The 13,055-nt window shown below is 41.2% G+C and carries 22 protein-coding genes; 2 read left to right on the top strand and 20 right to left on the bottom strand.

The window, feature by feature from the left end:
• A partial coding sequence (locus WKI42_RS07100; RefSeq protein WP_368081546.1) for an ArpU family phage packaging/lysis transcriptional regulator occupies window positions 1-225 on the bottom strand: 225 nt, incomplete at its 3' end.
• A gap of 129 nt (window positions 226-354) precedes the next feature.
• Between WKI42_RS07100 and mazE the strand changes: the two genes are divergently transcribed.
• A complete protein-coding gene (gene mazE / locus WKI42_RS07095; RefSeq protein ID WP_049524334.1) occupies window positions 355-570 on the top strand; it encodes a type II toxin-antitoxin system PemI/MazE family antitoxin in 216 nt (71 codons plus the stop codon).
• The gene (locus WKI42_RS07090) at window positions 554-907 is read left to right on the top strand and encodes a type II toxin-antitoxin system PemK/MazF family toxin (protein ID WP_050242948.1); all 354 of its coding nucleotides are present in this window, start codon (window positions 554-556) and stop codon (window positions 905-907) included. Before mazE ends, WKI42_RS07090 begins: the two co-directional genes overlap by 17 nt.
• 49 nt (window positions 908-956) lie before the next feature.
• Here WKI42_RS07090 and WKI42_RS07085 read toward each other — a convergent pair whose 3' ends face one another.
• The 19 genes from WKI42_RS07085 to WKI42_RS06995 form a co-directional block, all read right to left on the bottom strand.
• A complete protein-coding gene (locus WKI42_RS07085; protein WP_368081545.1) occupies window positions 957-1,217 on the bottom strand; it encodes a DUF1372 family protein in 261 nt (86 codons plus the stop codon).
• A gap of 1 nt (window position 1,218) precedes the next feature.
• Window positions 1,219-1,557 carry a hypothetical protein gene (locus WKI42_RS07080; protein ID WP_368081544.1) on the bottom strand — a complete coding sequence of 113 codons (339 nt, stop codon included), beginning with the start codon at window positions 1,555-1,557 and terminating at the stop codon, window positions 1,219-1,221.
• Window positions 1,557-2,078 carry a DUF1642 domain-containing protein gene (locus WKI42_RS07075; RefSeq protein WP_368081543.1) on the bottom strand — a complete coding sequence of 174 codons (522 nt, stop codon included), beginning with the start codon at window positions 2,076-2,078 and terminating at the stop codon, window positions 1,557-1,559. Before WKI42_RS07075 ends, WKI42_RS07080 begins: the two co-directional genes overlap by 1 nt.
• Window positions 2,071-2,259 (bottom strand): hypothetical protein, encoded by a 189-nt coding sequence (locus tag WKI42_RS07070; RefSeq protein WP_368081542.1) that lies wholly within the window; start codon window positions 2,257-2,259, stop codon window positions 2,071-2,073. Before WKI42_RS07070 ends, WKI42_RS07075 begins: the two co-directional genes overlap by 8 nt.
• 3 nt (window positions 2,260-2,262) lie before the next feature.
• Window positions 2,263-2,478 (bottom strand): hypothetical protein, encoded by a 216-nt coding sequence (locus WKI42_RS07065; protein ID WP_368081541.1) that lies wholly within the window; start codon window positions 2,476-2,478, stop codon window positions 2,263-2,265.
• A complete protein-coding gene (locus WKI42_RS07060) occupies window positions 2,475-2,873 on the bottom strand; it encodes a RusA family crossover junction endodeoxyribonuclease (RefSeq protein ID WP_368081540.1) in 399 nt (132 codons plus the stop codon). Before WKI42_RS07060 ends, WKI42_RS07065 begins: the two co-directional genes overlap by 4 nt.
• Before the next feature lie 13 nt (window positions 2,874-2,886).
• Entirely contained in the window at window positions 2,887-3,084 is a 198-nt protein-coding gene (locus tag WKI42_RS07055; RefSeq protein WP_368081539.1) for a hypothetical protein, read from the bottom strand.
• 301 nt (window positions 3,085-3,385) lie between these two features.
• Window positions 3,386-5,662, bottom strand: a complete 2,277-nt coding sequence (locus WKI42_RS07050; protein WP_368081538.1) for an AAA family ATPase — start codon at window positions 5,660-5,662, stop codon at window positions 3,386-3,388.
• Window positions 5,663-5,738: 76 nt separating this feature from the next.
• The gene (locus tag WKI42_RS07045) at window positions 5,739-6,014 is read right to left on the bottom strand and encodes a hypothetical protein (RefSeq protein WP_049549226.1); all 276 of its coding nucleotides are present in this window, start codon (window positions 6,012-6,014) and stop codon (window positions 5,739-5,741) included.
• A 119-nt stretch (window positions 6,015-6,133) separates the two neighbouring features.
• Window positions 6,134-6,310: a hypothetical protein gene (locus tag WKI42_RS07040; RefSeq protein ID WP_191619980.1), complete on the bottom strand. Its 177-nt coding sequence runs from the start codon at window positions 6,308-6,310 to the stop codon at window positions 6,134-6,136.
• Window positions 6,311-6,399: 89 nt separating this feature from the next.
• Window positions 6,400-7,983, bottom strand: coding sequence for a DEAD/DEAH box helicase (locus WKI42_RS07035; protein ID WP_368081537.1), 1,584 nt, complete (start codon window positions 7,981-7,983; stop codon window positions 6,400-6,402).
• Between the two features lie 10 nt (window positions 7,984-7,993).
• Window positions 7,994-8,548, bottom strand: a complete 555-nt coding sequence (locus WKI42_RS07030; RefSeq protein ID WP_368081536.1) for a hypothetical protein — start codon at window positions 8,546-8,548, stop codon at window positions 7,994-7,996.
• A gap of 13 nt (window positions 8,549-8,561) precedes the next feature.
• Window positions 8,562-9,299, bottom strand: coding sequence for a hypothetical protein (locus WKI42_RS07025; protein WP_368081535.1), 738 nt, complete (start codon window positions 9,297-9,299; stop codon window positions 8,562-8,564).
• A 2-nt stretch (window positions 9,300-9,301) separates the two neighbouring features.
• Window positions 9,302-9,724 carry a hypothetical protein gene (locus tag WKI42_RS07020; protein WP_368081534.1) on the bottom strand — a complete coding sequence of 141 codons (423 nt, stop codon included), beginning with the start codon at window positions 9,722-9,724 and terminating at the stop codon, window positions 9,302-9,304.
• A gap of 45 nt (window positions 9,725-9,769) precedes the next feature.
• Window positions 9,770-10,888: an ATP-binding protein gene (locus tag WKI42_RS07015; RefSeq protein WP_368081533.1), complete on the bottom strand. Its 1,119-nt coding sequence runs from the start codon at window positions 10,886-10,888 to the stop codon at window positions 9,770-9,772.
• 3 nt (window positions 10,889-10,891) lie between these two features.
• Window positions 10,892-12,172 carry an AAA family ATPase gene (locus WKI42_RS07010; RefSeq protein WP_368081532.1) on the bottom strand — a complete coding sequence of 427 codons (1,281 nt, stop codon included), beginning with the start codon at window positions 12,170-12,172 and terminating at the stop codon, window positions 10,892-10,894.
• A complete protein-coding gene (locus WKI42_RS07005) occupies window positions 12,159-12,386 on the bottom strand; it encodes a hypothetical protein (protein WP_368081531.1) in 228 nt (75 codons plus the stop codon). The genes WKI42_RS07010 and WKI42_RS07005 overlap by 14 nt, the downstream gene beginning before the upstream one ends.
• Window positions 12,386-12,577 carry a hypothetical protein gene (locus tag WKI42_RS07000; RefSeq protein ID WP_368081530.1) on the bottom strand — a complete coding sequence of 64 codons (192 nt, stop codon included), beginning with the start codon at window positions 12,575-12,577 and terminating at the stop codon, window positions 12,386-12,388. The genes WKI42_RS07005 and WKI42_RS07000 overlap by 1 nt, the downstream gene beginning before the upstream one ends.
• Window positions 12,558-12,884, bottom strand: coding sequence for a hypothetical protein (locus WKI42_RS06995; RefSeq protein WP_368081529.1), 327 nt, complete (start codon window positions 12,882-12,884; stop codon window positions 12,558-12,560). Before WKI42_RS06995 ends, WKI42_RS07000 begins: the two co-directional genes overlap by 20 nt.
• Window positions 12,885-13,055: the final 171 nt, after the last annotated feature.

Raw genomic sequence — 13,055 nt, 5'->3', positions numbered from 1 at the left:
GAGTTCCAGGTCCTGCTGAGCTGATACTCTACGCAAAACCATGCTTTCTACTTGCTTACTTGTCTGACCACTTGATGATCTTGGCTCAAGTGAGTAGGATATTGTTATTTTCGGAGCGTATTCTTCTCCAGCAATCCGTCTCAAACGACTGTATTTTTTGAGTACTTTGATAGCTTCCTTTCTAGTCTTCTTTTCATCGATGATATCCAATAACTCTATTTGCACACGAACTCCTCCTCATGATATAATAGTTATGCGAAACTATAACACGAGAAGTCAGCTGTGCTGGCCTTTTTCTTGCCTTGATCCCTTTTTAGGTGTATACTATATGTATACAAAGCAAAGGAGAAACAAATGAATACTGTTAAAACTCGTAAGGTTGGGAACTCTGTCACTGTGACCATTCCCAAAACACTCAATGTTCCAGAAGGTCAGGAAATGTTTGTCTACAAGGGTGTAGATAATGTCATTGTCCTTGCTCCAAAAATTCCAGACCCATTTAGTGGAGATGCAGACCTACGCATGGAAGATGACTTTGAGGGGGTAAGATTCCTTGACAGCGAAATATGATTACATTCCAGAAAAACAGGACATCATCTGGATTGACTTTGACCCGTCTGTTGGACGTGAGATTCAGAAACGCCGTCCTGCTATTGTCGTCTCGCGTAGAGAATATTCGGAGCGGACTGGATTTGTGGCTGTATGCCCTATTACACACGGTCAAAACAGACTAGAAGAACAAGGCCTGCTCGTTCCTGTGCGTTCCAATAATGTAGATGGCTCTGTCAATCCACTCCAACTCTATACTTTTGACTTTAGAGAGCGCAAGGCTCAAAAAATCACAACCATGGATACAACCAGTTTTCAGAAGGTTGTCCAACTCTACAACTTCATCTTCGAAGCCTAGTCCTTATGGATTGGGCTTTTGTTATTTGTTATACTTCACATGTTTGTTGTCACAACATCACCTCATCTCCAATTTTTACTTTATCGTACACGTCCTTTGTAACCACGAACACACCGTAGTCACGAATGGTAAGCGTGTATAGCTTGCCGTGTCGTCCTTTCTCGACAACCTTACCAAATATCTCCGCGCCTGCGTTATCCGCCTTGTAGATAACCATTGGCTTCTTCTCTTCCAAATCTCGAATCCTATCCATCTGCCAGATGTTTAGTCCAGCAGATAATAAAATCCAGATAGCTATGAACCGTTTCACATTACCACCTCATATATAAATATTTCGTATCAATATCTTGTTCTAAAATACACTCTTTCAATGATTTCAAAACCTCCAATGCACCGCTAACTGTTCCCCATCTATTTTCAGGTTCATACTGCACATACTTTTCAGGGTACCGTTCTAATTCAGAGATACCGCGTTGAATGTTATCTAAAACATCAGCGATGTTGTACGTAGTGTCTTGGTCAAAATCCCAATCCATAGCAATTCTGAACATCTTACCGAGATTGTAGGTCGGAGAACTATATCTAGGTTCAGCAATACGGATATATTGTCCGTTTTCTATTTTCGCTAAAATTTCCAAATCATAACTCATCACTCAACCTCCTCAATCTCAATACCTGGGCAATCGAAAACCCAGCCGAAATCAGCTTCTTCTAGTTGTTTGCGGGTGTGTGCTGTACGAAATTTTTTATCTAGTGTTATATTCTTTAACGTCCAAGCGTCAAAGCGTTTAATAAAGGTTAAGTAACTATATGCTTCTTCAATCCATTTAAATCTTACATAATACCGTTTCTCTTTCTCGACCTCGTATCCATCCAGCCATGCACGGGCGAAGAGATCTCTGTTGGATTTCTTTTGATACCATTCTGTAAATTCCCAGCTTCCATTGCTACAAGTATAATGCAACGCATCCTCTAGTTCTGGACTATGTTCTCTTGCACCCTCAATCACATCATCCACAAACTGCGGAACTTTGACTTTTTCTGGCTCGTCTAGTTGTTTGATTAGATCAATTGCAGTTTTGGTCGGAATGCCTTTGACTACAGTTCCAAACATATTCAAACCATGAATCCCGATTTCTTCAAATTCTTTAATCAATTCCTGCTTATTCATCTTCCAACTCCTTTATTTTCTTCCTCAATTCTTTATTCTTTTTCTTCAACAAATCACGCTCCAACGCCCTAATTCGTCTCTTCCGTGAATCGCACGGCTTCGAATACTCGATTATCTTCCCTTCGTTTTGCTCGATTGTGCGTTTCAGTCCTTCAATGACTGTCTGTTTGCTATATTCCATGGCTTATCCTGCTTGTTTTTCTAGCCAGTTGAAGAGTAGGCCAAACTGTTCCGTCACTAGTGAATCATCATTGTATTGCTTACAAATTTCGCCAATCGTAGTTACTGCCCATAGCCAATAAGCGTCCGTGCCAAAACCGACCTCTTGGCTCTTCTGATTGCTGCGCGCCATCCATTCTGGAATTTGTCTTCTGAAGAAGTCAATGTAGTCAATTCTCATGGCAATTCCTCAATCTTGATATAGATCCCAACTGTGTCAGCCCAGAACTTCTCAGCAATCTCGCTGGCCACTTGGGCATCGTCCTGCCAATATCCAAGTTTCGTCATGCAATCCTTGAGCAACTTCTGTAAATTATCTGTATCCGGCTTTGTGGTCTTGTACTGACCATCATAGCTTTTTTTGATACGAGGGAAACACCACTTAACCGTTAATCGAATCGCGCCTTCAATTTTATTCAGAGGTACATGCTGTGCAAGCAAGCTCTCAAATTTCGCCCTGGCATTTTTCAGATTCTCTGGCTCATAAAAGATTGGTTTCCCAAATTTCATATTTACTTTCTTTTGCTGGTGAGTCGTAGTCGGAATTTTTTGCATCGGTAAAAAGAATTCAATCATTTTTACCTCTTTGCTAATCTGATACAACTATAGCAATTACACGACCATCATCAAATAATTTGAATTCTGTCTTGATAATTTCATAATCATCATTTTCTAACTCTCCAATATACTCATTGATGTCTTCTTGGAATTTCTCAATAGTCGTTTCAGTATTTTCGAGGTCAAAGTCAGCCTCACTAAATTTACTTTTAAAAATATCTACATACATTTTTATTTCACCTTTCTAATTTTACATGTTTTTGTTTGTTATAATTTTGCGCCCTTTGCAAAAGATGAGACAAAGGATAAAGGGGCAGGACTTACAGCCCCTTTTCCTTTTCTCTTTTGCTTTTACGAAGGAAAAGTCCTTTTATAACCTTGAATAAGGTTATTACCTTAATTTTTCTAGAAAAAATTGTAACTTTTTCCTATTTTTCCAGATTTGACAGGAAAAGAAAAATACACAGTTTTTTCTATTTTGAGAAAAGAAAAAGTTAGAACTTTTCTAAAGAATTCTTTGTAACTTTTTCCTATTTTTCCTTTTCTTTTATAGTAAAAACAATACCGTTTTTGATGTCAAAACTTTCATGTTCTTCAACATAATTTTCCACTGTCTTTTTACTTTTCACTCCAAAATATTCTTGAATTTCTTCCACGGTCACTGGTGAAACTCCATCAAAAAGTGCACTATACGCCGTCTCGAGTTTCTTGTTCCGTTCCTTTAAGTTTTCCTCTTTAGATTTTCGACCTCCTCTTGCATTGGCTGCTGCTTTCTTCATATAACTGTTACTCTCCTCCACCTGTATATCTGCTAACACGCCCGTTTCATCAAGCGTATGCACTGGATAGCTGAACCACATGTTCACTGGCTTGAATTTGGCAAACTCTCGGAGCGTACCCTCAACACGCCATGCAGTTGCTATCTGAATCTTGTTGCGAGCTTCTTCGAGCTTGTCTGTGTATGGTGCCCGATCCATGACATCAGGAATACCTTTCTCAAAGTGCGTTCGCATCTGCGCAGGGCTCAAGAGGTCGTCTAGTCCGACATTCTGCTGATAGTAGGCATTGCTCTGTTCTTGCAGAGCTAGTTTGTACACTTCGCACGCTGCTTGATTCAGTCTTTGAGTAAGTAATTCTTCTGATACTTCCAGCTCGACCAAATCGATAAGCGCGTCAGGATCCCGAGCGAATACACCAGAACCACTAGCGCGGTCCATGGACTTCTTGCCACCTTGAGAACCCTTTGAATGATGATGACAGTAGATAACGCTAGAGCCTAACTCTGTGGCCACTTTATCAAATTGATTCGTAAAGTGCGCCATCTGGTCTGCACTGTTCTCGTCTCCAGTCAAGACCTTGTAAATCGGGTCGATGATGACTGCGATATAATTCTTTTTCAAAGCTCGACGAATGAGTTTGGGTGCTAGCTTGTCCATCGGTACAGTCTTTCCACGAAGATTCCAGATATCGATGTTTTGGATATTCTGCGGTGCCAACCCCATAGCCTGATAGACATCACGGAAGCGATGCAGGGCGGATGGTCGGTCTAATTCCAGATTGACGTATAACACACGTCCTTGGGTACAATCCCAACCGAGCCACTTCTTCCCTTCAGCAATCGCGATTGACATCTCAATCAAAGCGAATGACTTGCCAGCCTTAGACGGTCCAGCAATCAGCATCTTGTGACCTTGACGAAGGACACCTTTTATCAACTCAGGAGCCAATTCTGGCAAGTTATCCCAGCTGTCGGCCAATCCTTCAGGATCAGGTAAATCATCGTTCAAATCTTCAATGTATTGATACCATTCATCCCAATCGGTCTTACCAATATTCGTATCTACCAAGAATTGCTTCTGTCCATTACGGATGAACCCAGGCATACGAGATAGTCTACTTGGATTTCGATTTTGTGTATCAACGATGATTCCGTTCTTCTGACAAATCTTATAAAGATAATCAACCCGATTACGGTATTCTTCGTAGTTCTTGGCATCTACTTTGACGATAGCATGGAGGGATTTATTCCCACTATGAACCAAAGCAACAATAGGTAGTTCGAGTTCTTTGTAGATAGCGTTTTGTTTATCAATTGGCATACTGTCGGATTCCACCAGAGCATAGCGAAAATCTGTCACATTTTCATTTTTTGCGCCTTTCCCATCCATTGGATTGAATCGAACCCATGCGCCGGCTTCTTCGTGATAATCACCTAGCACTGCACCGATATCGCCATTACATCTACTAAGTTCTTCAATCAATTGTCCAGCAGTACGGTCATAAGCTCCCTTTGTCGGCAGCCATTTGATAATCTCGCCAGTTTTGTCGTCAGTTTTCGGATAACATTTCGTCACATAACCAACATTTTCGCTAGCTTCAAAAAGCGTTTCAAGGTATTTGATAATTTCCTGAACCGGATTCCAAATTGTCGGCTCGTGGATTTCCTTTCCTTCGATCCAGTCCTTGTTGATGACACGATAATCGCGGTCTATTATATCGGTCCAGCCTAACTCATGCGCATTTTCGCTATCATAGCTGGATTGCGACACCCAACCATTTTCTTTAGCAAGTTGGGTAATAGTAGCACCTGTTACGATAGTTCCTGCTTCCTCGTTAAATGTGTCCCACTTCTTGAAACATTCAAATTTCTTGTATCGACTATCGTTTTGTGACCAGTTGTCCCAGTCTGCTGCAGTATAGCCCTCGTGCTTCAAGGCCATACCGACCGACAACCATCCCTCATATGAGAGGGTAGCTGGGTCAATATAATTTAATAATGGTAGTAAATCAAATTTTTCTTCTGACATTTATTTATTACACGCTCCTGCTCTTACTTCTCCGAATTGTTCATTTTTAAAAATTTATAGTTCTATTTTCATGCTCCTAGTTAAAAATTTTACTTCCTAAGATTTCTGCTTTATCTGTTGAGTTCATCAAAATAAAAGCAATTTCATCTAGTGTTGAATGAAGTAAACCGAATTGTTCATTAAAAGTATCAAAGAACTTTTTAGACATCTCTTTAAAAGCTGTCTCGTCCTTAAGTTGAACCCAAGCCAAGGTTTCTGTCATATTGGTTGCCATTTCAACCGTTCTTCGAATATCTGCAAGTTCGTAGCCTAGATGAGTCAACTGTTCTTCTGTTAATTCAATTTTTGCCATAATAAAAACACTCCTTTGTGTATGTTGAAAAGAAGTGTCTCGCATGATATAATATTTCATGCGGAAACACTTTCTGCAGCGATAGGGTAAAGCTGATGTTTGGCGACAGGGGCTTTATCCTATTTTTTATGTTCAGACTGTAAAAGTTTTATACCTCTAATAATAACATCTGTCTTGTTAGTGTTGAGTTTATCAGCTAACGCCTGTAACTCCTCTGCTTCAGATTTGGTTAATCTAATTTCAAGACGAACATTTTTAGGATTGGAACTTTTAGGCCTTCCTGTTCGTGGGCTCATTCAATCACCTCTTTTCTGCCCGTACAGTAAATTATATAACCGTACGGGCAATTAGTCAAGTGTTTTTATTAAATTTTCAAAGAACTTTTTTAATTTGGTACATATTCTTTAGGATTAACATTTTGCGGAAGTCTCCAACCGCTGCTTGCTATTCTATTTATCATATTTTTGGCATTTTCAAAGTTCCACATTCCTACGTCTCTAAAACCATATCTTTCTAATAGCCTTATTTGCTTAGGCGTGGTTAAACCTTCTTTTTGTCTTTTCTGAAGCCTATCTAGTAGCTTACTAGCTTTTCCAAAATTACCGATTTCATCAGTGTGAATGCCAAATTTTTCTAAGGCTTGTAACTGATTTTTTGTTGGAGGAGACTGCTCGATTCCAAAGTTAGGTACGTAGTTCGACAAGTCTTCAGCATGGATAGACATTTCAAATTGCAATGGATCTACTAGCTTGCGTTTACGCTTACGCATTTCTTCCAATTGTTTGGCCAAGGCTTCTTCGCGTTGAGCAACTACGTCTTCTGCTGCCTTAACTTCCATATCTTCAAGGTCAAGCATAACACCTACCTGCTCTTCCATGTTCTCAACCATTTTCTGAGCAACTTCTGGAGTCTCACAGATTAAATGAGCTGGTCTACACAGCTCGTGGCGTTCCGTATGCCAGAGGAAATCTAACAAGAGCAATTCTTCCTTGCCTGGGTGCAAGCGAGTCCCACGCCCCACCATCTGGCTATACAAAGCACGCACCTTAGTCGGTCTTAGCACTACTACGCAATCAACTGATGGACAATCCCAGCCCTCTGTTAGAAGCATGGAATTGCATAAGACATTGTAGCGATCCTTCTCAAAATCTTCTAAGACTTCTGCACGATCCTTGGACTCTCCATTGACTTCAGCGGCACGAAAGCCTTTTGCGTTTAAGATGTCGCGAAACTTTTGCGAAGTCTTCACTAAGGGTAAGAATACGACTGTTTTGCGGTCAGCGCATTGCTTGACCATTTCGTCTGCTATCTGCTCCAGGTATGGGTCTAATGCCGTCCCGACATCGCTCGCCTTGAAATCACCCGCTGACATGCTGACATTTGTTAAGTCTAAGCTGAGCGGAATCGTTAAGGCTTTGATTTTCGATAGATACCCTTCTTTGATAGCCTGAACTAACGAATATTCATAAGCCAAGCTGTCAAAGTAAGAGCCAAGGTTCTTCATATCTCCACGGTCAGGGGTTGCTGTTACACCCAACACATCCGACTGCTCAAAATAACCAAGCACACGTTGATAGCCATCTGAAATAGCGTGATGTGCTTCATCAACGACAATCGTATCGAACCAATCGGGAGGGAATTGACTAAGTCGCTTCTTCCTCTGCATAGTTTGAACAGAACCAACTACAACCCGATACCAGGAACCAATAGATGTATTTTCAGCTTTTTCTAAGGCTGTTCCTAATCCCGTTGCAGTTTTTAGCTTATCGCTAGCCTGCTCCAATAACTCAGACCTATGAGCAAGGACAAGTACACGCTTGCCCTCTCTCACTTGATCTTCAATAATTTTGGAAAAAACAATCGTCTTTCCACATCCTGTTGGCAATACTAGGAGCGTGCGCTTGCGACCTTTAGCCCATTCAGCTTGAACAGCTTCCCGTGCCTCCTGTTGATAAGGTCTTAATTGCATTCCTTACCCCCTAGAATTGCCCAGCTTGGTAGCCAGCTTGTCCTTGTGGTTGTTGTGCAAAATTCGGCTGTTGCGGTTGCTGGTAGCTTGCTTGTGTGGCTTGCCCTGGTTGTTGGTTCAACACTTTTGTATAGTCCACATCTTCAGGATAGAGCATAGACTTAACTTCGTTATAATTATTTTCCTTGTACTGTCGGGTTCCGACCTTACATACACCAGTTGCGCCGATGATGGTATTCCAGTTCATGCGAAGTGGTTCTCCCTTTTTCTTTTGGCCAATTGCAGCAAAGAAAGCAGACAGCATTCCTTCGGTTGAGCTGTGTAAGAATAGGTTGTGGCGCAACTCTGTTTCGCCTTCGTTTGCTACGATTTTAATGCTGACGATAGCTTTGTTACACGCTGGCAATTTTCCTGGGTTTTGCGGATTCGGTGTATGGCGTGTACGCTCCATGCCGACAACTGTAAAGTAATACAATCCATCAGGTAATAGGACGTATTCCGAGTCTTTTTCAATCGTGTCTTCCCATCCAAATTCGCGTTCAAAGTTGTTGTATTGTTGTGTCATATTGCTTTTCTCCTTATGCTAAAATTGTGATTTTATCGTTGTTTGCAAGTTCTGTTTTTAAATAATCTGAGATGTTTTTAACAGCATCTAATTTCCATTTGCCACCATCTGCTTCGAAGAGGGCTAGATTAGCTGATTTGTTAACTCTGAATACAAACTGACTTGCTGGTTGTTCTACCTCATTAAAGGTACGATATGGTCGTAAGGTTACTGGATTTGGAGTCTTAGCCTGTGCTAGACTTGCTACACCATCACGAACAGTCACCGTTTGTGTAACTCCGTTATCTTGAGCCTCTGCCCCTTTTTCGATTTTTAAGTGACTAGCAAAATCTAAAACTAGATTGCGATCTGCATCATTGATAAACATAGATTGCAACATAATATTAAACTCTTCCTGATTACACCAATTACTAAAGGGAATAACTGGAACAGATGCCTTTACAGATACAAGTTGAGGACGTTTGCCATATTCAACATCGACTTGATCATACACGGAAACTCTTTGATAACTTTCTACCACCACTACAAGTCTACGGCCACCGATAAAGTCGTTATCTGATTTGAGATAGTCAACTAAACTTTTGAGTGTTTGAAGTTCAAGAGTCGGCGCGTATTTGCGAGGTCTAAGCTCTCTGAAGTCGTGCTTGTTGATGTCAAAATATTCCTTGCCATTTGATGAAGAAATAATTTTATTTTCTTTTTTTGCTAACTCAACTGCATAAGATAATGCTTCTTTAAGATTTTCTGTCATGGTTAGTTACCTGCTTTCTTTTTGTTGTAATCAATAATATTTGTATTTTGTTGTTCGACTTTTTCGATGAGTTCCCCAGTATCTGTTCTCATATCACCATTGTCATCAAAGTAAGTTTGACCAGGGATACCACTTTTAAGTTCATTAGCGTGGATTTTACCAGCATCATCACGACCGACAATGACAGTTGTTGCGACACCTTTCTGCGATGCCAAAGTAGATTTTACTTCCATACCTGTCTTAACGACAGTACGTTCATCATCTGTTGACATCGTTAGTGTGATAGTAACCTTACGAGTTGCCTTAGCTTCCGTATTTAGATCCAGGATGTTATCAAGAACTTTTTCTAACTCTTTATCAACCTTCTCTTGTAAGGCTGTATTGGCGATTTTTGATAAATCAATTTTTATAGTTTTGTCTTTCATAGATACCTCTTGTTATACCTTGCAATAATTTCTAATTCCCAAAATCTACATCGTGAAGGGTAATTCTGGTTCTTTTCTAACTTGGTTTTCAATGACTTCTAAAGTTGCTTGCCAATGAGCGACAATCATATCCCAATAGTCAGTTGGGAAACTTTCAATAGGAGTCCCTAGTGGAAAATGACCACGAATGTAAGCAACTTTTTGGAGTTCTTCTTCTGTCACGTTTCCTTGCGCCATGAGATCTGTCAAACTCTTTGGCAAGTTCGTGTGATATTGTGTAGGCGTTGCCTGTGGTGTGCTAGGAGCTTCATTTTGTGGTTTTTCAGCCACCTGTGACATATCGAGAGGCAATTCTTCTTGAACTTGCTCAGAGGCTTGCTGAACAGCCTGCTGAGGTGCTGGAGCGACTGTCTGCGGTTGTGGCACAGGCTCCTGTACTTGTTGGACAGTAAAGATATGAGCAATCCCTGCATAATGGAACGGTAATTCATCTGGTAAACCATGTCGATTCTTGGCATCCCACGCTGGGCGATGATTGGTATACAGCACACGTTCACCGCCTTGCGCCTTCTTCTTGCCGTTATCAGTCGTCATGACCAAGGTCTTGTAATTAGCGAATAAAACCATGTCTGCCCATTCTTTTACAAGTGGTGCTGTCTGGGAACTAGTCTTCTTACCAAGCTTGAGCTCATATCTGTCGTAAGAACCCATCTCATCAGGTTGTTCAAATTTCTTAATCTGAGCGTGCGCAGTCAATACTACGTTGATACCCATATCAACCAAGTCAGACAAGCTATTTAAGAAACGTCCCATTTCTTCCTGAACAAAGGTGTACCCCTTGCCCCAGCCGAAATCTTCAATCCCTTGCTTACCGTGTTGCGAACAGATGTAATTGACTGCCATGGATTCTGCCCAGTCTATCGTGTCGATAACGAGAGTCCCACACTCAGTCGGATTTGCCTTAATAAAAGCAATCTCATTGATTAGCATGGTCCAGCTGGTTGGCTTGTCGAGTCGAGCCACATCCATGTTATCTGTCGAACCTTCCGTGTCGATGAAGACAGCATTTGGAAATTCAGCAGCAAACGTTGATTTGCCAATTCCTTCCGGACCGTAGATAACTACCTTTTGAGCTCGTGCTCGTTTTCCTCTTGTGATTTGCATGTTTTAAAATCCTCCTTGCCATGTTTTAAGTACTTGTGCCACCTCTGGCTTAACGCTATACCCGTCTTCAATCAGGATGCTACACTCATCTCCTGTTGATACTCGTGTCGCGATTGCTTGCAATCCTTCCTGCTCAAGCCATGAACCAAATTCTTGTAGAGTCAACTGGTCCATTTGTTCCAGCTTGTCAATCAACACAAAACCACACTCTGGTTTCAATTTACGCACGATTGCAGTCGCTACCTGTAGTTGCTGACTACCAGACATGTTATCCCAGCGCTGACCGAGGTAGAGCAGTTCGCCATCATCTACGGATAAGCCTGGCAACGGCAAGTCTGCATTAGTGAGCAAGTCTGTCTTCTGCTTGCGGATGTCAGCAATAACAAGGTCTAATTCACGATATTGCTCGCGATAACCCTTGGCATCTTCTTCTGCTTTATCCTTGTCCAGATTAGCACGCACTTTACGATTGATTTCGTCAATCTCTGCGATGTTGTTTTCAATCTCCTCAGTTGATTCATCGAGAAGATCTATAGCATCGGTATTCGCGATAGCCAAGTCTTGAGCTAACTGACTTTCTTTTTCTTTGGCATCGGCCAGCAATTGCTCCAATCGTTCAACCTCTGCAGTTGCTGAAGCATGTTGATTTTGGATAGATACCAAATTCTGACGCTTGCGGGCGTTCTCGCCGTTCGTAGCAAGGATAGCCTGTTGTTGTTGGATAAGCTCAGAGATAGAGACTAATTCTTTCGGTGCATCTGGGTAGTAAGGTTGTTCTTTTGCGAATTTCTCCTTTTGGTCAGCGATCACACCGATTGCGTGACGCTCGTCATACTTGGCCTTTTCTTGCATTTCCAGTTCAGCCAGTTGCGGACCAACTCCGATAATCTGCAACAGAGTTTTAGCCTTTTCTTTGCTAGTCTGCTCCATGAATTTTGGCAAGTTGATAGCCAGTTCTTCCACGAAGCTATCCAGCAAGTTTTGACCAGCCTTGTTACCACTCGGGTCGATGACCTTGAGAGTACTGTTCTTTCCGCTACGCTCCACAATCAAACCGTTTGATAGCGTGATTTTTAAGCTAGGCGGAATTGTACTTCCTTCTCTCTGAGCTTGGCTAGGCTTGTACTTATTACCACCTAGTGCCCAAGCAATCGCATCTAATACGCTTGTTTTACCTTGGTTGTTATTTCCACCTACGATTGTCAATCCAGTCGCTGACGGCTCTAATTTGACCGCTTTAACACGTTTGACGTTTTCGATTTCTAATTTATTAATCGTTATCATCTTTTTCTCCTCCAACTCTTAAAGATTTGACAGGTATTTGAATCTCTTCAACTTTCGCATATTCAAGAGCAAAATCAAGTAGCTGGTTTAAAACGTCAATTAATTTCATATCACACTCATCCGCGAGGTCTATAATACGCTCATAGTGTTCACGAGCTACTCTGATACGTGGTGTTGGTTCTTGTGTTCCTTTGGTTTTATATTTTTTGTTCATTATTTTCTCCTTAGTTTAAGTTGGAAATTCTCTGCTTCTAATCTCTTTCTTAAAGATTGTTCCTGTTGCAATCGTTTCTTGAGATCATCAATTTCATGTTGCATATGTGTCATCATTTCTAGGTCACGCATTTTCTCTCGACGCTTGCAAGTGGATAAATCCCACGCTTGTCTATCCCATACGATTTGCATATTGTACTCTCCGTGGTTCTGGTAAGCCTAATGGCTCTGGGCGCAAGCCTACAGGCGGTTCATTGTCGTAGGTGAAACCAGGAAATTCTCTTCGAATATTCTTGCGAATTTCTTGCCATTTGTCCTCTCTACCACGTTCGTAAGCATGGTTATACCCTTGGATAATCATAGACGCAAATTCTTGCTCTTCTCGTCTTTCTTTTTCCTTACGCTCCTCTTGCAATTTGATATGACGGCAAAGCCCTGCAAATCCAATCAGCAAAGCTCCAACACCCATCAACTGGTCTAAAATCGGTGGTTCAAACATTTTTAATCTCCTTATGCTCTTAATTTTCGTACTTCTTTTTCTAATTCCAAAATTTCATAAACATCATTGACATCATACATAATATCTTTTCCTTGCTTACGAAATCTTAATCCTTTACGTTCTAACTTTTTGATATAGCCATGAGTGAAGCCAAACTTCTTCATCAAGGCT

This window comes from Streptococcus pseudopneumoniae (assembly GCF_038148935.1).
GTDB classification, from domain to species: domain Bacteria; phylum Bacillota; class Bacilli; order Lactobacillales; family Streptococcaceae; genus Streptococcus; species Streptococcus pseudopneumoniae_U.
The sequence above is the reverse complement of the archived record's forward strand: the minus strand, read 5'-3'. Positions and strand labels throughout refer to the sequence as shown.